This is a genomic window from Chitinophaga sp. G7 BAM 1005, from assembly GCF_057126945.1.
This window is the reverse complement of the sequence record NZ_CP181478.1, coordinates 758,699-780,051: the sequence shown is the minus strand read 5'-3', so window position 1 is coordinate 780,051 and position 21,353 is coordinate 758,699. Positions and strand designations below refer to the sequence as shown.

At 48.5% G+C, this 21,353-nt stretch carries 20 protein-coding genes and 3 tRNA genes; 12 read left to right on the top strand and 11 right to left on the bottom strand.

Translation table 11 applies throughout. The features are described 5' to 3' along the window. Window positions 1-21 precede the first annotated feature (21 nt). The 7 genes from ACMXI2_RS03105 (at window position 22) to ACMXI2_RS03075 (ending at window position 5,941) form a co-directional block, all read left to right on the top strand. Window positions 22-453 carry a phosphohydrolase gene (locus tag ACMXI2_RS03105; protein WP_483780258.1) on the top strand — a complete coding sequence of 144 codons (432 nt, stop codon included), beginning with the start codon at window positions 22-24 and terminating at the stop codon, window positions 451-453. Between the two features lie 63 nt (window positions 454-516). After that, window positions 517-1,095, top strand: coding sequence for a hypothetical protein (locus ACMXI2_RS03100; RefSeq protein ID WP_483780257.1), 579 nt, complete (start codon window positions 517-519; stop codon window positions 1,093-1,095). A 240-nt stretch (window positions 1,096-1,335) separates the two neighbouring features. Beyond that, window positions 1,336-2,175, top strand: coding sequence for a hypothetical protein (locus ACMXI2_RS03095; protein WP_483780256.1), 840 nt, complete (start codon window positions 1,336-1,338; stop codon window positions 2,173-2,175). Between the two features lie 95 nt (window positions 2,176-2,270). After that, window positions 2,271-3,227, top strand: coding sequence for a YeiH family protein (locus ACMXI2_RS03090; protein ID WP_483780255.1), 957 nt, complete (start codon window positions 2,271-2,273; stop codon window positions 3,225-3,227). Between the two features lie 114 nt (window positions 3,228-3,341). Next, window positions 3,342-4,223 (top strand): class I SAM-dependent methyltransferase, encoded by an 882-nt coding sequence (locus ACMXI2_RS03085; RefSeq protein WP_483780254.1) that lies wholly within the window; start codon window positions 3,342-3,344, stop codon window positions 4,221-4,223. Window positions 4,224-4,261: 38 nt separating this feature from the next. Continuing rightward, window positions 4,262-4,957, top strand: coding sequence for a type 1 glutamine amidotransferase (locus ACMXI2_RS03080; protein WP_483780253.1), 696 nt, complete (start codon window positions 4,262-4,264; stop codon window positions 4,955-4,957). Between the two features lie 15 nt (window positions 4,958-4,972). Then, a complete protein-coding gene (locus ACMXI2_RS03075; protein WP_483780252.1) occupies window positions 4,973-5,941 on the top strand; it encodes a YpdA family putative bacillithiol disulfide reductase in 969 nt (322 codons plus the stop codon). 251 nt (window positions 5,942-6,192) lie between these two features. On the opposite strand, the gene murB is transcribed toward ACMXI2_RS03075, so the two are convergent. Beyond that, a complete protein-coding gene (murB, locus tag ACMXI2_RS03070) occupies window positions 6,193-7,209 on the bottom strand; it encodes a UDP-N-acetylmuramate dehydrogenase (protein ID WP_483780251.1) in 1,017 nt (338 codons plus the stop codon). Between the two features lie 73 nt (window positions 7,210-7,282). On the opposite strand from murB, the gene ACMXI2_RS03065 reads away from it, so the two are divergent. Then, on the top strand, window positions 7,283-7,945 hold the full coding sequence (locus ACMXI2_RS03065; protein ID WP_483780250.1) for an oxidoreductase: 663 nt from the start codon (window positions 7,283-7,285) through the stop codon (window positions 7,943-7,945). 33 nt (window positions 7,946-7,978) lie between these two features. Then, complete coding sequence (locus ACMXI2_RS03060; RefSeq protein WP_483780249.1) at window positions 7,979-9,949, top strand: hypothetical protein; 1,971 nt, start codon at window positions 7,979-7,981, stop codon at window positions 9,947-9,949. 3 nt (window positions 9,950-9,952) lie between these two features. Here ACMXI2_RS03060 and priA read toward each other — a convergent pair whose 3' ends face one another. The 3 genes from priA to ACMXI2_RS03045 form a co-directional block, all read right to left on the bottom strand. After that, window positions 9,953-12,391, bottom strand: coding sequence for a replication restart helicase PriA (priA, locus tag ACMXI2_RS03055; protein ID WP_483780248.1), 2,439 nt, complete (start codon window positions 12,389-12,391; stop codon window positions 9,953-9,955). Further along, on the bottom strand, window positions 12,388-13,155 hold the full coding sequence (locus ACMXI2_RS03050; protein ID WP_483780247.1) for a lysophospholipid acyltransferase family protein: 768 nt from the start codon (window positions 13,153-13,155) through the stop codon (window positions 12,388-12,390). Before ACMXI2_RS03050 ends, priA begins: the two co-directional genes overlap by 4 nt. 72 nt (window positions 13,156-13,227) lie before the next feature. Further along, the gene (locus ACMXI2_RS03045) at window positions 13,228-13,662 is read right to left on the bottom strand and encodes a DUF4258 domain-containing protein (RefSeq protein ID WP_483780246.1); all 435 of its coding nucleotides are present in this window, start codon (window positions 13,660-13,662) and stop codon (window positions 13,228-13,230) included. Between the two features lie 92 nt (window positions 13,663-13,754). On the opposite strand from ACMXI2_RS03045, the gene mtaB reads away from it, so the two are divergent. Next, on the top strand, window positions 13,755-15,032 hold the full coding sequence (gene mtaB, locus ACMXI2_RS03040) for a tRNA (N(6)-L-threonylcarbamoyladenosine(37)-C(2))-methylthiotransferase MtaB (protein ID WP_483780245.1): 1,278 nt from the start codon (window positions 13,755-13,757) through the stop codon (window positions 15,030-15,032). Here mtaB and ACMXI2_RS03035 read toward each other — a convergent pair whose 3' ends face one another. From ACMXI2_RS03035 to ACMXI2_RS03025, 3 genes are all read right to left on the bottom strand, one after another. Then, window positions 15,033-15,641 carry a DinB family protein gene (locus tag ACMXI2_RS03035; RefSeq protein ID WP_483780244.1) on the bottom strand — a complete coding sequence of 203 codons (609 nt, stop codon included), beginning with the start codon at window positions 15,639-15,641 and terminating at the stop codon, window positions 15,033-15,035. Between the two features lie 66 nt (window positions 15,642-15,707). Continuing rightward, window positions 15,708-16,346, bottom strand: coding sequence for a leucyl/phenylalanyl-tRNA--protein transferase (gene aat, locus ACMXI2_RS03030; RefSeq protein ID WP_483780243.1), 639 nt, complete (start codon window positions 16,344-16,346; stop codon window positions 15,708-15,710). An 8-nt stretch (window positions 16,347-16,354) separates the two neighbouring features. Continuing rightward, window positions 16,355-16,663, bottom strand: a complete 309-nt coding sequence (locus ACMXI2_RS03025; protein ID WP_483780242.1) for an ATP-dependent Clp protease adaptor ClpS — start codon at window positions 16,661-16,663, stop codon at window positions 16,355-16,357. A 105-nt stretch (window positions 16,664-16,768) separates the two neighbouring features. Between ACMXI2_RS03025 and ACMXI2_RS03020 the strand changes: the two genes are divergently transcribed. Beyond that, window positions 16,769-18,913 carry a cation:proton antiporter gene (locus ACMXI2_RS03020; protein WP_483780241.1) on the top strand — a complete coding sequence of 715 codons (2,145 nt, stop codon included), beginning with the start codon at window positions 16,769-16,771 and terminating at the stop codon, window positions 18,911-18,913. Window positions 18,914-18,985: 72 nt separating this feature from the next. Here ACMXI2_RS03020 and ACMXI2_RS03015 read toward each other — a convergent pair. The 4 genes from ACMXI2_RS03015 to ACMXI2_RS03000 form a co-directional block, all read right to left on the bottom strand. Next, a tRNA-Val gene (locus ACMXI2_RS03015) sits at window positions 18,986-19,060 on the bottom strand. A gap of 33 nt (window positions 19,061-19,093) precedes the next feature. Continuing rightward, a tRNA-Val gene (locus ACMXI2_RS03010) sits at window positions 19,094-19,168 on the bottom strand. Between the two features lie 40 nt (window positions 19,169-19,208). Next, window positions 19,209-19,283, bottom strand: a tRNA-Val gene (locus ACMXI2_RS03005). 331 nt (window positions 19,284-19,614) lie between these two features. Next, a complete protein-coding gene (locus ACMXI2_RS03000) occupies window positions 19,615-20,556 on the bottom strand; it encodes a hypothetical protein (protein WP_483780240.1) in 942 nt (313 codons plus the stop codon). A gap of 131 nt (window positions 20,557-20,687) precedes the next feature. On the opposite strand from ACMXI2_RS03000, the gene ACMXI2_RS02995 reads away from it, so the two are divergent. Next, window positions 20,688-21,347 carry a metal-dependent transcriptional regulator gene (locus ACMXI2_RS02995; protein ID WP_483780239.1) on the top strand — a complete coding sequence of 220 codons (660 nt, stop codon included), beginning with the start codon at window positions 20,688-20,690 and terminating at the stop codon, window positions 21,345-21,347. Window positions 21,348-21,353: the final 6 nt, after the last annotated feature.

Below are 21,353 nucleotides of genomic sequence, written 5' to 3'. Positions count from 1 at the left end.
GCAGTCCCTTTATTTTTTTATATGAATCTGAGCAGAGCCATAGAAATAGCCACCACCGCCCATAAAGACCAGGTAGACAAATACGGGCAGCCTTATATAGGGCATGTGTTCCGTGTAATGCAAATGGGCCGCACCGAAGACGAAAAGATCGTAGGTGTGCTGCATGATGTGGTGGAAGACACCAACTGGACCTTTGAAGCCCTTGAACAGGAAGGGCTGGCTCCTCACCTGCTGGCCGCTCTTTACTGTGTGACCAAGCTGGATGAGGACGAAGACTATGACCACTTTGTGGATCGGACCCTTCAGAACCGTTTGGCCTGTATGGTTAAACTCAACGACCTTACAGACAACATGGATATCAGGCGTATGACCGACGTAAAGGAAAAAGATATTGCCCGCCTGAACAAATACCTGCACGCTTACCGCCGGATAGCTGCCGCCGTTATCCAGTAGAATATTTTTTCAACGCCTTCCGATTAAACTATTAAATTACAGTAGAAAACAGAATAGCCATCAATGGAAAACGATATCCTCATTGACTTTAGGTTTGCTGCAAAAGAGAAGCCCAGGTTCGGTGAATTATTCTTAATTACAGGAGAAGAGCATCCTAAATTTCCGGCCAGGAACAAAGCATTTGCACAGCTGGCCCCATTGGGTTTTGAACAACTCGATGATTTTTTTGGTATCCTTAACAGTGAAGAATCAGGCGACGACGTACTGATATGGCTTTTCCCCATGATCAACGGGGAAGAAGTATTTCATAACGGCGGCCCGTTCGACGCTATCCGGCTATCTTACAGCGCATTACGCAACGCTCCCGTAACTATCAGCCTCCTGCAGGACTGCTTCAATGCCCTTCAGGCTTTACCTGATGTGGAGGTTGAATTTGAAGGTTCCGTCATCAGCGACTTTGCCCCTGTGCAAAAGAAAGCAGATGAAATTGTGGCCCACTGGCGGGAAAACCACATAGAACCCGGCTCCGAACAAAGTTTGCTGATTGACGATGACGAGGCAGACGATGACTGGGAAGAGGATGAAGACTGGGAGGAAGATGACGAATGGGATGAAGAAGCCGGTGATAAAAAAGAAAAATAACACCTTGAATATAAGCAGGCTTACAGCCTGCTTTTTTAATGCATATATTTTGTAAACTGAACCCGCTGTATCTAACCTGACTTACGCCACACCGGACCCGTTTTCCACTATGAAACAGGTTCGCCGCCTGCAGATAGGCGACACCGTTATATTCACGGAATTCTAGGCCCAATCTTTGTGCAGATGCAGTACGGGCTGGAAGCCGGAGTCCTTCCATTCCCATAAAACAGTAACTTTCATATGCATCTCAACAAACATTTATCCTGCCTCATACTGGCAGTATTACTGGTATCGTGCAACCTGAATAACAAACCAAGCAAATACGATAACGAAGAAAACGTCGCAAAAGATAATAAAAAAACTGCTGCCGAAACTGCTGCCAAACCCGCCCGTAGCAAGGCTCCCATTGTTGGCGAAAGAATTAACGGCGCTGCCGCCATACTGAATAATCCCGGCGGAGAACCACTGGTTACCCTGGTAGATTATATCCCGCTGCGTTGTGCGCCTGTAAAAAAGGATTGGTACCCGGTAAGCGTGGATTTTGATATTACGAAAGATGAATTCAGCAAACCCCTTTTTCGCAAGGGTCGGAAAATAAAAGTAAATGGCGTGGATGCAGGCGTACTGCAACGCGACATCAAACTGCCCGTAGCCACTAACGGGGAAAAGATGTGGGCTACCATTAACGGCTATACGCAAAAGAAAAGTATCCGTAACGGTACCATCATTGAATCTGCTTTAAGCAGCTACCTGAAACAACATACCGGTCGCAGCGCCGCTGATATGGAACCCTTTATCCACAATTTCAAACTGGAAGAAGAAACCACTCTCAAGCCCTATGTGCTGTATTTCAACTATGAAAGCGGTATTGATGATCCCAGCCCGTTGTATCGCCTGGCCCTTGTTTTCCAGGGGCAACAACTCATAGGCGTGCTGCACTCCCGGCCCATTCAACTTGATGGCGGCACTCCGCGCAGGTTGCAACGCGGCTTTACTGTTAATTATCTCAACGGCATTGATAAAAGCCTGAAGGAAGATTTCGCCGTGAAGTTCAACAAGTTCATTCTCTCTGTTGATTAAGTCCATAACTTTTGGTTATCACCTATCACTTATAGACATTTGACTTCCGGGCCTGTGATACGGACCTTTGTAATCCAATTACAAACGTTTCGTGTATGCAACAAGAGAAGACAGCGGCCACCTGGCTACCGGAGAACACACAGAAAATTATATTCCTCATTGCGGCAGCTATTACGCTGCTGCCGGTAGTAACCCCGCCGGTGGCGTTACTGCTGGGATTTGCACTGGCGCAAACCAGTGGCAATCCTTTCACGGCAATAACACCACGCATTACCCACTGGCTGCTGCAGCTATCAATTATAGGAATGGGCTTTGGCATGAATGTGCACAGCGCGCTGAAAGCCGGCAGCGAAGGATTTCTTTTTACAATTACGGCCATTGCCGGTACGTTACTAACAGGAGCCGTGCTGGGCAAGCTGCTGGGGATTGATAAAAAAACCGCCCATCTTATTTCCTGCGGCACCGCCATCTGCGGCGGCAGTGCCATAGCCGCCATTGCACCGGTAATGAAAGCCGGTGAGAAACAGATTTCCGTGGCATTGGGTATCATCTTCCTGCTGAATGCACTGGCCCTTTTTATTTTCCCGGCAGTAGGCCACGGGCTGCATTTATCCCAGCAACAGTTTGGCCTGTGGAGCGCCATCGCTATCCATGATACCAGCTCTGTAATAGGCGCCGCCAACAAATATGGAGAAGAGGCCCTGCAAATAGCCACCACGGTGAAACTATCCCGCGCCCTGTGGATTGTTCCCGTGGCCTTCATTACCACCCTGTTGTTTAAAACGGATGCGGGCAATATAAAGATTCCGTGGTTTATTGCCGTGTTCATCGCTGCTATGCTGCTTAATACCTGGGTACCATTGTTTCAGCAAGTAGGCCCCTTCCTGGTAAAAAGCGCTAAAACGGGTTTGTCGCTCACCCTGTTCCTGATAGGCACCAATCTCAGCCGCGAGGCGTTGCGTGGAATCGGGCGCAAACCATTGATCCACGGGGTAATACTATGGGTATTGATCAGCGCCGGAACCCTGCTGGCTATCTGCTGCCTGGCCTGATACCGGGGAAAATCCCATGATAATCCTATTTTCATTTTTACATATATTTGATCATCGATCATTTGTGATACTCGCATCCTTTATCTCAATAACCAAGATGACTACACATAATTTATGAGCCGGTCGCCTGCCACCAAATCCGGCACTTATATGGCTGCATTCCGGGCAATAGAAAGTACAAAACCTGGGAAAGAGCGCCTGTTGTATGATCCGTTTGCCAGCGCGTTTCTGTCAAGATTCTATCAGATCTTACTGGCGGGTTGCGCAATTGCTTTCATCAGGAAAATAGTTACCGCCTGTATCCAGCTCCGTTGGCCCGGCAGCTTCACCGCCGCTGTTGCCAGAACAAGGCTGATTGATGACATGATCATCCATGCGGTAAGATCGCAGGGTATTAACCAGGTGATCATTCTCAATGCTACTTTTGATACCAGGGCTCACCGCCTGAATGTTGGCGTACCACTGCATTATGTAGAAATGGATCACCCAACACTTCAGTATACCAAGAAGAAAATACTTGCCGGCCTGGTAGGATTACCAACCATTCATGTGGATTATGTGCAGCTGGATCTGAACACGCAACAGATCTCTGAAGTATTCCCGGAACTCTTCTACGGCGCACATTTAAAAACATTGTTCCTCTGGGAAGGAATCACTACCCGGCAGGAAGCCAAACAGGCGGAAACGATTTTCCATCATGTGAAAAATTTTAGTCCGGGTACACAGATCATCTTTACTTATGTAGAAAAAGCAGTGCTGGAAAATCCAACCGCATTTTATGGATTTGTGCGTATCAATAAGCTGCTAAGCCGCAGCGGTGAGAACTGGGACTTCGGTATCCGTCCGGAAGAACTCTATGCCTTCCTGGAATTACATCATATGAAGCTGCACTATGATGGCGGCGGCGAAGATTATCGCGCAAAATATTTCGGAGAAAAGAGTAAGCAGATGAAAGGCTATGAATATTTAAGAGTAGTAAGAGCAGAAGTGAAATAGCAGCCGTATCTTCGGTGCATCATTTTAGCGTTCTGCATATGCATATTCACTACTTTCAACATGTGCCATTTGAAGGACTCAGCTGCATTGCCGACTGGGCCAATAGTCATCAGCACCAGCTAACCTATACCCGCTGGTATGAAAGCACCGACACTACTGCGCTTGCAGCCGCCGACTGGCTCATCATCATGGGTGGACCGATGGGCGTGTATGAACAGGATCATCATCCGTGGATGACCACCGAAATAGCCCTTATCAGGGAAGCTATCCAACAAAATAAAAAGGTATTGGGCATCTGCCTGGGATCACAACTGATGGCGGCGGCTCTCGGTGCTAACGTATACCCTCATACGCAGCCGGAAATCGGCTGGTTCCCGCTGGACCTGACCTTCCAGGACCAGGCAGCCCCGCTGGAAACAGTGCTGCCTCATCATTTTAATACCTTTCATTTTCACGGCGATACCTTTGATGTGCCCGCAGGCGCTACCCGCTTCGCAGCCTCAGCCGCCTGCAGCCACCAGGCATTCATTTACGGCGACCGTGTAATTGGCCTCCAGTTCCATATGGAATTAACGGCAGAAAGTTTGCAGGAAATGATCCTGCACGGCGCCGGCGCCATTGCAGCCGGCGGGCCGTTTGTGCAAAATGAAGAAAAGATCCGCCAGCATATGAACCTGCTGACACAAAATACTGAAACCATGTACCGCCTGCTGGATTATATGGCAGCGCTGTAAATAAAATATGATCGTATGACTGCTGCGTTTGATGTATTGATTATCGGCGGAGGACCTATTGGTCTCGCCTGTGCACTGGAAGCCAAAAGAGCGGGGTTGAGCTATATTATCCTCGAAAAAGGTTGTGTGGTGAACTCCCTGTATAACTACCCGTTGTACATGACCTTTTTTTCTACCTCTGAGCGACTGGAAATCGGTAACGTTCCCTTTGTGTCCATCAACCCGAAGCCTACCCGGCCGGAGGCACTGGAATATTACAGAAGGGTGGCCACCTCGCATGAACTGAATATAAAACTGTTTGAAGAAGCGGAACAGGTAACGCCTAACGCCGGCGAATATACGATTACTACCAAAAAAAGCGTCTATCATGCGCGACATGTAGTAATTGCCACCGGCTTTTACGATATCCCCAACCTGCTGAACATACCCGGCGAAGATCTGCCCAAAGTAACGCACTATTATAAAGATCCTCACTTCTATGCCATACAGGATGTAGTAGTGATAGGCGCCCATAACTCCGCCGTAGATGCCGCACTGGAAACTTACCGTAAAGGCGCCCGCGTAACAATGGTGATCCGCCAGGAAGACATTGGCTCCCGCGTAAAGTACTGGGTACGGCCCGATATTGAAAACCGTATCAAAGAAGGTTCTATCAAAGCGTGGTTTAATTCATCGCTCACCGCCATCCGCGATAAAGAAGTGGATATTGCTACCCCCGATGGTCCTGTTACCATTGCCAATGATTTCGTCATCGCCATGACCGGCTACCAGCCTAATTTCAGCCTCCTGCAAAAGTCCGGCATTGCATTGTCGGATGATAAGCTCAAACTGCCTGCGTATAATCCGATAACAATGGAAACCAATATGCCGCGCATTTACTTAGCCGGCGTGGTTTGCGGCGGGATGAACACGCATGTGTGGTTTATTGAAAACTCGCGGGATCATGCGGAAAAGATTATGATGCATATCAAGGCGAATGCGTAGAGCAGCGCCTTCGGCGCTGGTAAATTGTCTTGGAGCAGGATTACACTGATTATATTGATTTTAATGATTTTTATTTTGGATTTTATAAAGGATTAAGGGAGATATAAGCAGATCTATTCGCTTATATCTCCCTTAATCCTTTATAAAATCCAAAATAAAAATCAAAACATAATCAAATCAGGGTAATCACGGTTAATCAGCGTAATCCTGCTCCAAGACAATTTACCAGCGCCGAAGGCGCTCCCTCCGCATCAAACAATGTTCACCTCGCGCTCCAGCTCTACCCCGAACTTCTCCTTTACACTATCCATTACCTGTTGGGACAGGTGATAAATTTCGCCTCCCTGTGCATGACCGTAATTCACCAGCACCAGTGCCTGCCGCGCGTGTACGCCGGCATCGCCGTTACGGTATCCTTTCCAGCCACATTGTTCAATCAGCCAGCCGGCAGCCAGCTTGAAATGTTCATCTGCCACAGGATAGGCTACCATAGCAGGGAACGCTGCATGCAGTTGTTCATACACGGCTTTAGTGACAGTTGGGTTTTTAAAGAAGCTGCCTGCATTCCCTATTTCTGCGGGGTTGGGCAGTTTGGAAGAACGGATGTTTATCACTGCCTGGCTGATAGCCCGGATAGAAAGCTCCTGCACATTCATACGCCGGAGTTCTTCATTGATAGCGCCGTAGCTGGTATTAAAATGTGGTTGTTTGCTTAACCGGTAGGTAACGGATAAAATAGCAAACTGGTTTTTATAGTCTTTTTTGAAGATGCTTTCGCGGTAACCGAAATGACAATCGGCATTATTGAAAGTAACGATGCTGTGATCTTTCAGGTGAAGGGCTTCCAGCTCATGAAATACATCTTTAATTTCCACGCCATAGGCGCCGATATTCTGCATGGGGCTGGCGCCTACGTTACCTGGTATCAGGGAGAGGTTTTCCAGGCCGGCGAGATTTTGTGCGATGCAGTGTTGCACAAACCCGTGCCAGTTTTCTCCTGCTCCTGCCTTCACATATACGTAGTCGTTGTCTTCCCCGGTAACGGTGATGCCTTTGATTTCGTTTTTCAGCAGCCAGCCGTTAAAATCCTGTGTAAACAGGATGTTGCTGCCGCCACCCAGGATCATCTGGGGCAGGCCGTCCTTCTGTTGATGTGCCGTGAACGACGTCAGCTCTTCCGCGGAGGAAAAGGACGCGAAATAACGTGCAGTGGCGTTGATACCAAAAGTATTATATGATTTGAGCAGAACATTTTCTGATACCTGCATAATAACTTAAATTTATGGTCAGCAAAGATAGCCGCAAATCATTTAGAAATCATAAATCCTATAATCCAGTTTCATGAATAAAACGGCGATTGTAATAGGCGCAACAGGTCTCACCGGCACACATCTGGTGGCAGCCCTGCTGCACGACCCGGCCTTCAGCAAAGTGAAGGTACTGGTGCGACGGCCCTGGGCGCATGCCCGGCCGAAACTGGAAAGCATCATTGTGGACTTTGCCCAAGAGGAAAGCCTGGCGGCGGCGTTGCACGGGGATATTCTTTTTTGCTGTATCGGCACCACCATCAAAAAGGCCGGCAGCCAGGAAAATTTCAGGGCGGTGGATTATGGTATTCCTGTGAAATGCGCCCGGATTGCGAAGGAGCAGGGCGTCACCCAATTCCTGCTGATGTCTTCTATCGGCGCCAATCCTAACTCCCGCAACTTTTATCTGCGTACAAAAGGAGCAACAGAAGAAGCCATTCAGAAAGTGGGTTTCCATAGCGTGAATATCTTCCGGCCTTCGGTGCTGATAGGTCAACGGAAAGAATTCAGGTTAGGAGAATGGATCGGCAAATATCTTATCCAGCTTTTTTATTTTTTATTACAGGGAAGATGGAAAAAATACCGGGGCATCAAAGCGGCAACCGTTGCCAATACCATGATCATAGCAGCAAAGGAGAATGATGAAGGCGTGAGCATCTTTGAATCGGATGCTATTCAGCGCATAGGCGAGTCGTGAAAATCCGGAATTTGAGTCTTATCTTTAACCCGTATGAAAAAATGGGTCCTTCTTCTGGCTGTTGCAGGTATTGTAATACTGCCGCTATCTATGCAGGCGCAGGTAAACAGCTACTTTCCTGAGATATGGAAAGACAATCCACAGCTGCATACCACTCCATCTACCGATGCTCCTTACACGATCGTTGATTACAGAATGGTCAGGGATTTTAATGTAAGTCCGCGTGATAAAGCACAAGCCACCTCGCACTATAAAACGCTGTATAAAAATATAAAGGTTAACACACAGCGCGCGGCAGATAGCCTCACCCGCCTGGTAATGTCAATGGAACCCAGCGAAGCCTTGCGTGGCTTACGCATCCGGGTAATACATCCCGGCGGCACAGTGACCAGCCTCAACGACCAGGTAAGGATGATTGAAATGGACGGCGAGCGGAAAGCAATAGTGGCTAACAACCTTACGCTGGAAGCCGGCTGTGAAATTGAGTATGAGCTGAGCCTGAAAGTACAATACGATTACGCCGGCACCGACTACCTGCAGTCCGGTATTCCCTGTAACCAACTTAGTTTTGTGCTGATAGCGCCAAAAACGCTTGATTTTGTGGTGAAGCCCAGCGCCGGTTTACCCGCGTTGCAGGATAGTATTGCCGGTAACAACCACTACTACCGGTTAAGCGTACAGAATATGCCGGCCCTTCCCAACAGCGACCTGTATTTTTACCTGCCACAGCTGAAACGGATTGATTTCGGATTGAAGCAGGCAATAGAAGGAAAAGATACCGTACATATGACGTGGCAGAAGTTTGGAGAAGATAGTTATATCCCTTTTGTAGCGGTATCAAAGGCAGAATATAAGCAACTGGAAAAAGAATTGCAGAAGTGGCCTTTCCTGAAACAACGGATTCCTGTTCCGCAGATGATCTACCTGGTAGAACAATTTATAAAATCCAACTACCGGCTGGTAGCGCCTGCTGAAACCGGCGAAACGGCGGATATCATTTCCATTATCCGTAATAAGCAGGCAGAGAAAGCAGGGTTTACCCGTTTGCTGAATGCGGTGTATTACATGCTGAATATCCCCACGCAGGTATTGTTTACCACTTCCCGCGACAGTTTACTGATGGATAGCCAGCTGGTGTACCGGCAGCTGCCCACCAATGTATTGCTGTATTTCCCCGGACTGCAACAGGCATTGGCGCCAACGGAAACGAATACACGTTTTCCATGTTACCCGTCGTTGTGGACCGGTATTCCTGCATTGCGCTGCCGTGATACACTGGTGGCCGGGGAAAGTAAAGTGCTGACAGATTTTATTCAAACGCCGGCGCCGCCGTATACCCTGAGTAACATTACCACCGAGGCTACGCTCCGGTCGGTAACAGATCCTACCTGGGATGTAAAGCAATCTTTTGGCGGCTACCCTGCCTCTAACCTGAAAACAGCCTTTGGCGGTACCGGCAGCACACCGGATGGCAGGCTGCAGGTATACAATGCCATCCTTCCTTTTGAACCGGGTATCAGGAAACCCACGGAAGTGAAAGCAGAAAACGAAGTGTTTAACAACCGCACCCTGGATAAGCCTGTGTTGCTGAACAGTACGTTGCTTACCGCATCTTCCGTAGAAAATAAAAACAACAGTATTGTTATCCACGTTGGTCCTTTACTGGGTGGTAATATGCCGGTGGATATCCCGCTTCCGCCAGGCGATCTGCCCGTGCAGATTACTTTTCCTTATTACCAGGAAAAACGCGTGATTGTTCCCCTGCCGGCAGGTTATAAAGTAGCGAACAAAGAAGATTTTTCGGCAGAAATAAATGATAAAGGAGCTGATCCTGCATTGGGTTTTAAAATGCGGTGTGAGCAGGACGGCAACCAGTTGCGCATTTTTGTGCTGGAGTGGTATAAGAAAACGGATTTCTCCGGAAGCAGTAAAGCGGTATTCGGGCAATTGCTGGAAAGGATCCATAGGCTTCAGCAGCAGGACCTCATACTGGTGAAAGAATAAATCCTACACCCCGTCTACATCCGGAATGATCACTACGGAACGGAATCTTTTTTCCGTTTTCAGCTGAATAATAAACTCCTGCAATACCCTTTTGATATGGGTGATCAGCCTGGCTTCACGGGGCAGTTTGATCAGCATTTCCTGTAAATAATTATTGCGCACTCTTGCTACCAGCGGAGCTGCCGGTCCTACCAGTTGTGCGCCGATATGCGGCTGCAGCCAGCTGGCCAGGATCTGTGCGGCCTGTTCTGCTGTTTGCTGGTTTTTATGCCGGATGGTAAGTTTCAGTAAACGGAAAAAGGGAGGGTAACCAAATACCTGCCGTTCGGCAATTTCTGCCTCAAACATGGCTTTATAATCGTGCGCCATTACGTAATGCAATACCGGGTGCCGGGTGTTGCTGGCCTGGATCAGTACTTTTCCCAGCCCGTTTTTACGGCCGGCGCGGCCACTAACCTGTTCCATCATCTGGAAGGCTCTTTCGTTTACCCTGAAATCGGGGAAGCCCAGGAGGTTATCGGCGCTCAGGATCCCTACCAGGTTCACGTTTTCAAAGTCCAGTCCTTTTACCACCATCTGGGTGCCCACGAGGATGTCTATACTGCGGTCTTCCAACAGTTGAATGAGTTTATTGTGGCTGTCTTTGTTCCTCACCGTATCCACATCCATACGGGCGATGCGGGCTTCGGGGAAGGCTACCTGGAGGTCGTCTTCTATTTTCTCGGTACCAAAACTTTTTGGTTCAATGGTTTGCGAGCCGCAGGCTGCGCAGGTATGTACGTATGGATATCTTGTGCCGCAATAATGGCAATGCAGCTTATCCTGGTTTTTGTGATAGGTGAGGGAAACATCGCATTGTTTGCAATGCGGGATCCATCCGCAGGTAGTGCATAAAAGGAAAGGCGCGTAGCCGCGGCGGTTCTGGAACAGGATCACCTGTTTGCCGTCGGCCATACTTTGTGTGATGGCGGCTTTGAGGGCGGAAGTAAAATGGCCGTCCATTGTTTTCTCCGCCATTTCCTTTTTGATATCCACTATTTCTATGGCGGGCATTTCCACACCGCCAAAGCGTTCATTCAGTTCAACAAGTCCATATTTTCCCTGTTGGGCGTTAAAATACGATTCCAGGGAAGGCGTGGCAGAACCGAGGAGGACTTTAGCTTTAAAGAGGCCGGCATAATAAATAGCCGCATCCCTTGCGTGGTAGCGGGGAGCAGGGTCCTGTTGTTTGTAGGACGCATCGTGCTCTTCATCAAGGATGATGAGGCCCAGGTCGCGGAAAGGCAGCAACAGGCTGGAACGGGCGCCCAGTATAATTTGCAGCTCTCCCGTTTTTACCTTGTTCCATATTTCCACGCGTTCGTTGTTGTTGAACCGGGAATGATAGATGCCGATGCTGGCGCCAAAATGTTTCTGCAGGCGGCGGATGATCTGCGTGGTGAGTCCTATTTCGGGCAGCAGGTACAGCACCTGTTTACCGGTGGCCAGGCAGGCTTCCATCATCTTCACATATACCTGTGTTTTACCACTGGAGGTAACGCCGTGGAGCAGGGTTACCTGTTTATCTTTAAAGTGAGTTTGTACTTCTGCGAGGGCGGTTTCCTGCGCGGGACTCAGGTCAAAATCGATCTGCGTATCTACCTTACCGGTAGGAATACGGTCTATCGTGCGTTTCTCCACCCAAAGGATGTTTTTATCTACCAGTCCTTTTAGCTGGGCGGTAGTAGCGCCGGATTTTTTCAGCAGTTCTTTTTGCAGTACAACGCCCTGTGTTTTCAGCAGGTGAAGATAAGCGAGCAGGAGTTCCATCTGCCTGGGCGCGCGGCCCATGTCATTGAACAGTGCCGCCAGTTGTTCTTCTTCCTGGTAATCCGCATGTAACTGCACATAATTCTCCTGTTTCTCCCGGTATACTTCTTTTAGTTCTTCGTATACCAGCAGTACCTTTTTCTCTATCAGTGTTTTGATAACAGAGTATACTCCAGATTTATCGAGAATCATCTGTACTTCTTCAATCCGCAGTTCTTTGCGGATGAGAAGTGCTTCCGCGATGAGGTATTCATCATCGTTGAGGGAAGTAAAGTCGTCGCCGAAAGCATCGTTGAAGAGCAGGAGTGTTTCGCTGGAAAGTTTGAGGTGGGCCGGCAGTGCGGCATTCAGCACTTCTCCTTCTGTACACATATAGTAAGCGGCTACCCAGGTCCAGAAGGCTAACTGGGTGGGATATACGATAGGCTCTGCATCCAGCATATCCAGCAGGGGCTTGGTTTTATACAGGGGGGCCTGTTCGTGAATGGCTTTCACGATACCGGCGTATTTCTTTTGTTTTCCCAGTTGTACAGCTACCCGGCTTCCTACCTTCAGGGTAGACATATTTTCAGGAACCGCGTAAGTATAATTTTTTGGTAACGCCAATGGCAATATTACATCTGCGTACTTCATGCTATTGGCTGCAGGGTTGGATATTTGTGATACTTGCGTAATTCGGTGTCCATTGCATCAAACACCTGTTGTTTAAGGGTATTGATATCATCGGGTGTCATTCCTGTTACGGGTATTGGCGGCAGGAATACCACGCGGCATTTGCCGGGGGAGATGTGCATAGGTCCTTTATGTGGTAAGCGGTGGCCTGCATCGAGGTACAGTACCGGCTTAATTGGTTTTTGCAATTCGATGGCCATCCGGAACGCGCCGTTATGAAAGGGGCGTAATGGCTGACCGGTGTCGTTGGTGGTGCCTTCCGGGAATACGAGGATGGAGATGCCGGCTTTGAGGGCAGTCATCATTTCCCGTACGCTGCGGGCCCTGGCGGCGGCGCTGGAGCGGTCGACCGGTACCACAGAATTTTTATAGATAAAACCGAAGAACGGGATTTTAGACATTTCCACTTTTCCCAGCGGGCGGAAAGGGAGGCGCATTACTTTTACGGCGATGGCAGCATCGAGGTAAGAGCGGTGGTTTACCACGTAGATGCAGGGCTCGTTGTCGCGCTCGCATAAGTATTTACGGGTTACCCACATTCCTACCAGCGGGAACCAGGTATGGGCCCAGAAGCGCAGGAAATAAAATATAATGTTACCTCCTTTCTGCCGGCCCAGTAAAGAGGCCAGGAAAATGGGCGGCAATATTAAAAACATGATGCCCAGGAAAGTGGCGGCGGCGTATATCACATAAATAACACGCAACGGTTTCAGTAAAAAATTCATAAACGCCTCGGAAGGTTTAATATGGCGGAAAACTACGAAGAAAATTACTAATTACGTGGAACCAGGGCCGATTTAATCGCAGTGGCAAACCCAGTCCTTATCCAGGTCGATGCAGGTAATTACTTTGGCGTTCTGCGAATCGCAGGGCGCAAAAACGATCCGCAGGTGCTGGCCTTCGCTGGAATAGCCTTCCAGCGCATAGGTTGGGCAGGGATGGTCTTCCGGGTTGGACTTTTCCGGGTTGATCTTACCTTCTGCCAGGATCTCCTCCACTTCGGCAGTTGTCACCTGACGGCAATCCATCCGACAAATGGCATGTTTGGTATATTCGAGATGGGCATGCCGGTTAATAACTTCGTTGGCGATAGCGGGACTGTTGGAATTGCTACGGGCTACCACGGGGCGGCTGCCTGTGGAAGGGGCTGTGGGCGCACTTTTCCACCACTTCTGCTGCCAGCCGGCAAGCAATAAGATGGATAACAGGAGAACGGGAAGGTACTTTTGCATTGATTTCATAAAAACAATAGAACGCCGCGCAAAATAGTCAAAAATTCCTTACCTGACTATGACATAAAAAGTTCCTACCTTTGCTTCCCTTTATGGAACAGGTAAAAACAGTAGCATTTCATACTCTCGGCTGCAAGCTGAATTTTTCAGAGACCTCCTCAATAAGCAGGTTGCTGGAACAGGATGGGTTTGTAAAAACGGATTTCGACGGAACAGCGGATGTATACGTGATTAACACCTGTTCTGTAACAGACAATGCCGATAAGGAATGCCGTATGCTGGTACGCCGCATACAGCGCCGCGCACCGGGCAGCATGGTAGTAATTACCGGTTGCTATGCCCAGCTGAAACCCGCAGAAATTGCGGCTATTGAAGGGGTGGACCTGGTACTGGGCGCCGCAGAAAAATTCAACATCGCCGAACACCTCAAAACACTCACCAAAGGAGATAGCGCTAAAATCTGCTCCTGCGACATCGACGAGGTGAATAGTTTCCATGCCTCCTATTCCCTTAACGACCGTACCCGCACTTTCCTGAAAGTACAGGACGGCTGTGATTATACCTGTGCCTTCTGCACCATTCCAATGGCCCGTGGCAAAAGCCGCAGCGACAGTGTTGCCAATGTGGTAAAACATGCGCAGGACCTGGCTGCCACCGGTGTAAAGGAAATTGTGCTCACCGGTGTAAACCTGGGTGATTTTGGTAAAGGCTTTGAAGGGGGGAAGAAAAGAGAAGAAACCTTTTTTGAACTGGCACAGGAACTGGATAAAGTGGAAGGCATTTCCCGCTATCGCATTTCTTCCATAGAACCTAACCTGCTCACTAACGAGATCATTGAATTTGTGGCCAACAGCCGCAGGTTTATGCCTCATTTCCATATTCCGCTGCAAAGCGGCAGTAACGAGATCCTGGGGCTGATGCGCCGCCGTTACCGCCGTGAACTGTATGCAGAAAAAGTAGCCCTGATCAAACAATTTATGCCACACTGCGCCATCGGCGTGGATGTAATTGTAGGCTTCCCATCTGAAAGCGATGCGCATTTCCGCGAAACCTACGACTTCCTGCATGAACTGGATGTGTCTTATCTGCACGTATTCACCTACTCAGAACGCACCAACACCAGTGCGCTGGACATTAAACCGGTAGTACCCGTTCATATCAGGAACGAACGCAACAAAATGCTGCGTAACCTCAGCCACAAAAAACAGCAATACTTTAACGAACAACACCTCCATCAAACGAGAAAGGTGCTGTTTGAATCGCTGGGTAAAGATGGTATGATGGAAGGTTATACCGATAACTACATCAAGGTAACCACTCCTTTCCGCCAGGAATGGCACAACCAGCTGATCGACTGGGATCTCAGGTAATTATTTCGGGAAACCGGGATCTGTTTTTACTTCCTGCAGCTGCTGTGTATGCCGGTTAGTATGTGCTGCATCCAGCAACAATAACTGGTACGCGTCGATAGGCCCCAGCACCGGGTGATCCATGATGTGATCACGCATGGCGTCTTTCGTGCTGGTTACATATTCAATCAGTTTATCCCGCTGGTCGGTGAAAGCTTTTATAGTTTCTGCATTGGAGGAATAGCTATGTCTGGGAATACCGGATTCAGGCGCCTTTACTTTGTGGCTGCGGTCTTCCACATTCTTAATGAGTTGTTCGTCGGTAGTTTTGATATCCTTTCTTCTTTCAGGATTGGCGGGTTGCTGTACCAGGTGCTGTTCTCCTTCCATGATGGCTTTTTCAATCAGGGTGATGTGCTCTACGCATTCAATCACCGACCAGCGATCCGGCGCAGGCTTATATTCCAGCTGTGCATCTGTGAGCCCCTGCACATCCTTCAGGAGCTGATCTTTTGTTTGTTGCAGCTGAGTGATCAGGAGGCTTCTGTCTTCCCTGACGCTGGTAACAGGCCGGAAAGCGGTGACCGCGGAAAAGACAGCAATAGCAAGCAGCAGCGATAGTTTTTTCATCGTGGATAATATTTAAAGTGCCAGTAAATAAACGGGAGTTAATAAGTAAGAAGATTAGTGGGTAAGTTACGAAAAACCGATGATCTCCAGAAATTCCTCCCGGGTAATAAATCCCGCGCCCAATGAGGCCAGGTGGTCGGTATGTACCTGGCAGTCGATCATTTCCAACTCGTGTGCATAGGTTTGTACAAAGGTGATAAAAGCCGCTTTGGATGCGTTACTGACAGTAGCGAACATTGACTCACCAAAAAAGAAGGGACCTGTTTTAACGCCGTAGAGGCCACCTACCAGTGCATCATTCTGCCAGCATTCCACCGACATAGCGTAGCCAGCCTCGTGCAGCCGGATATAAGCTTCCTGCATTTCGGGAGTGATCCAGGTGCCGGTTTGCCCTGCCCTGGGAATACTGCTGCAGCGGGCAATTACGCCTGCAAAATCTTCATTGAACGTGATCCGGAACTGGTTTTTGCGCAGCACCTGCTTCATGCTGGCAGATACTTTCAGTTCATCCGGAAACAATACGAAGCGGGGATCGGGGCTCCACCACTGGATAGGGGGTTCATCGTACCAGGGAAAGATACCGGACCGGTAAGCGAGCAACAATCTTTCAACAGACAGATCCCCACCCACGGCGAGTAATCCGTCTGGCTCGGAAAGCTGAACGGGTGGAAAAATCAGTTGCTTGTTAAGACGGAAAACGGACATATCAGGAATCAGCTGCCTGCCATTTCTTCAATAGTAACACTCAGTCCTCTCTCCTGCAGGGCTTCACACAGGGGACGCAGTTTCAGGTATTCTCCCTGCTTTACGGCATACTTTCCATTAAAATGAATGATCAGCGCACACTGCTCTGCCTGTTCATGCGTATGACCGCATACCTCCATCAGTGAAGCAATGACCCAGTCGAATGTATTCACTTCATCATTCCAGACTACCAGGCTGAACGGAAACTGTTCATCTTCCGCCACCAGCACATCTACGTCTTCCTCTGGTAATCCTTTTGTACTTGTACGATCGCTCATCTTTAATAAAAGCTTTATGCAAAATTACATGGATTATTCGTTAATTTATCCATCTTTAGCAGAGATCTGTTGATTTCAGGATACTTCCGAATTTAAAAAATGGTTATGATGAACGGACTGGTTTTATTGATGAATACGAATTTGCCGTTAAAAGATCCGGTGCCGATCTTTTCGCTGGTGTTGTTTATAATACTGCTGGCGCCTATCCTGTTACGCAAACTGCGGATACCGAGCATCATAGGGCTGATCATTGCCGGGATGCTGATTGGCGATCATGGTTTTAAAATTATACAGAAAGATAGTATCGATCTCTTTGCCAAAGCCGGGCTATTGTATATTATGTTCCTCGCGGGGTTGGAACTGGATATGACAGAATTCCGTAAGAACCGCTACCGGAGCATGGTTTTCGGCGCCTTTACCTTCTTTATCCCGCTTATAATGGGGTTTGTGGTATGCACCTATGTACTGCAATTTAATTTCATGGCTACGCTGCTGGTATCCAGTATGTTTGCCACCCACACGCTGGTGGCTTATCCGCTGGCAAGCCGGCTGGGCATTACAAAAAATGAGGCTGTTACCGTAGCTGTGGGCGGAACCATTATTACTGACACTGCCGTACTGCTGATACTGGCTGTGATCACCGGTGCGCAGGCAGGCAACCTCAATACTTATTTCTGGGTGCGGCTTGGCATTTCGCTGGCCATTTTTGCCGCTATCATCCTCTGGCTGATGCCAATGCTTGGCCGCTGGTTTTTTAAGAAGATCAAAGACGATAAAACTTCGCATTTCATATTTGTGCTGGCGCTGGTATTTGCTTCCGCCTTCCTGGCCGAACTGGCAGGGGTAGAAGGCATTATCGGGGCGTTCCTGGCGGGGCTGGCGCTTAACCAGCTGATCCCGCATACCTCCCCGCTGATGAACCGGATTGAATTTGTGGGCAACGCTATTTTCATCCCGTTTTTCCTGATCAGTGTAGGGATGCTGGTAGACCTGCGGGTATTACTGAAGGGCCCTGAAGCCCTCATCATTGCCGGTGCGCTCACCCTGATGGCGCTTGGCAGCAAATGGCTGGCGGCCCTGTTTACGCAGCTGGTGTTTAAATACAGCGCCAACCAGCGCAAGGTGATCTTTGGGCTCAGCAGCGCCCACGCTGCCGCTACCATTGCAGTAATACTCATCGGGTATAATATGCATATTGTGGATGAACATGTGCTGAATGGCACGGTGATACTGATCCTCATTACCTGCCTGGTAAGCTCTTTTGTAACAGAAAATGCCGGCCGCCGGCTGGCCATACAGGAGGCAGAAGGTAAACCGGCAGCGGACGATCAGCCGGAACGCATACTGGTACCGGTTTCCAACCCCGACCGTATTGAGGCCCTGCTGGACTTTGCAGTAATGATCAAGGACAGCAATGCCCCTACTCCTATTTATCCGCTGGCTGTAGTACAGGATAATGAAGAAGCTAAAGAAAAAATCCATCTCACCAACAAGATGCTGGAAAAAGCGGTGATACATGCCGCCGCCACCGAAAGCGCGGTGCAGGTGGTAACCCGCATAGACCTCAACGTTTCCGACGGTATTACGCGCGCCACAAAGGAACTGCTGATCAGTGATGTGATATTGGGCTGGACCGATAAAACAAGCACCACCGACCGCTGGCTGGGCAGCATCTTCGGTACCACCCTCGACAATGTATTACAACGGGTATGGGAAACCGTGTATGTGTGCAACTTCCATTCGCCACTCAATACCACTAAAAAAATGGTGCTGGTAATGCCGCCCAACGCGGAGTATGAGCTGGGGTTCCTGCATTACATGCAGAAAATGTTTATGCTGGCCAAACAGGCGGGCGCCAGGTTAATGGTTTTCTGTAATGAGAAAACACAAACCATCACCACTGCTTTTGCAGAGCAAACGAAAATGAGCGTGGACCTTAGTTTCCGCCAGTTTGATACCATCGAGGATTTCCTGATCCTTTCCAGGGAAATAACCAGGGACGACCTGGTAGTGGTAGTCACTGCGCGTAAAAGCACGCTTTCCTATCATGCCTATATGGATGGCATTCCCGCTAAATTAGAACGTCATTTTAAAGACAATAACGTAATCCTGCTGTACCCGGAACAAAGGGAGTTTGATTCACTCGAAGCGGGTCTTCAATCCGAAGATCTGACGCTCGCGCCTATACAGGAGCAAATTGCGAATCTGAATAAATTGGGCAAAGCGGTGAAAAGGATATTTAAGAAATAATGGATAGCCCGTGACGGCTAAACGCAAAAAGGTCCCGCATTGCTGCAGGACCTTTTTTATTGGTGTGTAGTGTGGGAGCTACTGGATTCGAACCAGTGACCCTCTGCTTGTAAGGCAGATGCTCTGAACCAGCTGAGCTAAGCTCCCGTAAAGATCTTTTGGAGGTGTTGTTTTGCAGTGTGGGAGCTACTGGATTCGAACCAGTGACCCTCTGCTTGTAAGGCAGATGCTCTGAACCAGCTGAGCTAAGCTCCCTCTTAAAGATCTTTGGAAAAATATGTCAAATACTGTAGTGTGGGAGCTACTGGATTCGAACCAGTGACCCTCTGCTTGTAAGGCAGATGCTCTGAACCAGCTGAGCTAAGCTCCCTCTTTTGTTTCTTACCTATCGTCCCTTTCGTTCGATTGGATCGCAAAGGTATAAACTATTTTTATTCTACCAAATATTTTTTGAAAAAAACGCGGAAAGAGCGGAGGGATCGCCTTCGGCGATGAAATTGTCTTGGAGCAGGATTACGCTGATTATACTGATTTCACTGATTTGATTACGTTTTGATTTTAATAACGGGGGGAGATATAAGCGGGTATATTCGCTTTTATCTCCCCCAATATTTTAATAAAAATCCAACGTAATCAAATCAGTGAAATCAGTATAATCAGCGTAATCCTGCTCCAAGACAATTTCATCGCCGAAGGCGATCCTACTTCTTTTTCTTCTTTTCCACCTTCTTCACAAAGCCGCCTTCAAAGAAGCATTTGATACCACGATAAGCGCCGCAGCCGCCTATTTCGCGGATGCTCACGCGGTTGCCGGTAAACTGGAAAGCAATACCACAGGAAGATTCCTTGTCCTTGTATTCGCCCCGGTTGCCGCCAATGTAATGTCCCCTGCCGCTTAGTTCCCCTTTACAGTTACCATTATCTTTTGAGAAGGTGATGAAGAACTGGAAAGACCTGGTATCCTCTCCATCACGGATGGATACGATGCTCATATCGCCGGCCGTATAATCGCCGGAGAATTTATGTTTACGGGGCAGCGTATCAATCGGGTTGAAAATCTGCCCGGCGTTCGTAGGTCCGTTGGAGTTAGTCATGATGAGCGTTACCGAACCATCGGGATTCACCATGTAAAAATCTTCTCTCAATGCGCTCCTGCTGCCCGACAATTTTGTTTCGCTGCTGATCTTCACTACATTCTTACTGTCTATTACCAGGGAGGTAACTGTACCATCCGCACTACCTGTGTTGGCTACACGTATTCTGTTGAGGTATTTCCCTTTTTTATCCAGGAAGCAGAGATAGCCTACAGATTGCGATCTGCCCGCAGCTTTCACAGTCATATAGTTTACTACGCTGCCGGGAATCCGCTGCAGCGGGAAGTATTTCACCGGCTCATTCTTACCGAAATCTCCTTTCGTCAGCGTATCTGTCAGAAACCGCATAGCAGCAGTATCCAGCCGCAGTGAATCTGGTTGTTTCAGCTGGAGCGTATCCGGTGTAAGCCTGTAGGGCAGGGCGCCAGGCGTAAACAATGCCTGGAAGTCTTCAAATGTCATGGGCTCGTCGCCGCTGCCTGATTTCTTCTTCGATTTGCAGGCTGCCAACACGCCGATTGCCAGTAATAATAAAAGGAAACGCTTCATTAGAAAAGTTAATTCTGGGCGAAAAGTTAGATATAATTTTTATATGTGCGCGTTAAAAATCAAAAAACATACCGGATAGAGAAATGTTCAGATTTATTATTTAGATTTGTCTAAATAATATTTTAGATAACATGAATTTATCGATCGCAGAGGAAAACCATATCAAATCGATTTATAAGCTGCAGGAAGGCGACGCCGTAGTAACCACCAACGCATTGGCCTATGAACTGGATACGAAGCCGGCATCGGTAACAGACATGGCCAAAAAGCTGAAAGAGAAGAAGCTGATTGAATACGAGAAATACAAAGGCATCACGCTTTCGGCAGACGGCAGAAAAGCCGCCCTGCAGATTGTACGGCGACATCGCCTGTGGGAGTGCTTCCTGGTAGATAAACTCTCCTTCAGCTGGGAAGAAGTACACGAGCTGGCAGAAGAACTGGAACATGTACGCAGTGAAAAACTCACCAACCGGCTCAGCGAATTCCTCGGAAACCCGGTGATAGATCCACATGGCGACCCGATTCCCGATGCCAACGGAAAACTGGCCAAACCACGTCCGCAAACCTCGCTGGATCAGGCCAACGCCAAACGACTGGTAGTTACAGCGGTATCGGACCAATCCACCGCCCTGCTGGCCTTTCTCAACGCCAAAGGAATTAAACTGGGCACCCAGCTGGAAATAGCAGCGCATTATGAATACGACAATTCTATAGAAATAAAAGTAAAAGGCCACACTGCCATCACCATCAGTGAGCAGGTGGCAAAAAATATAATGGTCAGACCCGTTTAATTATCA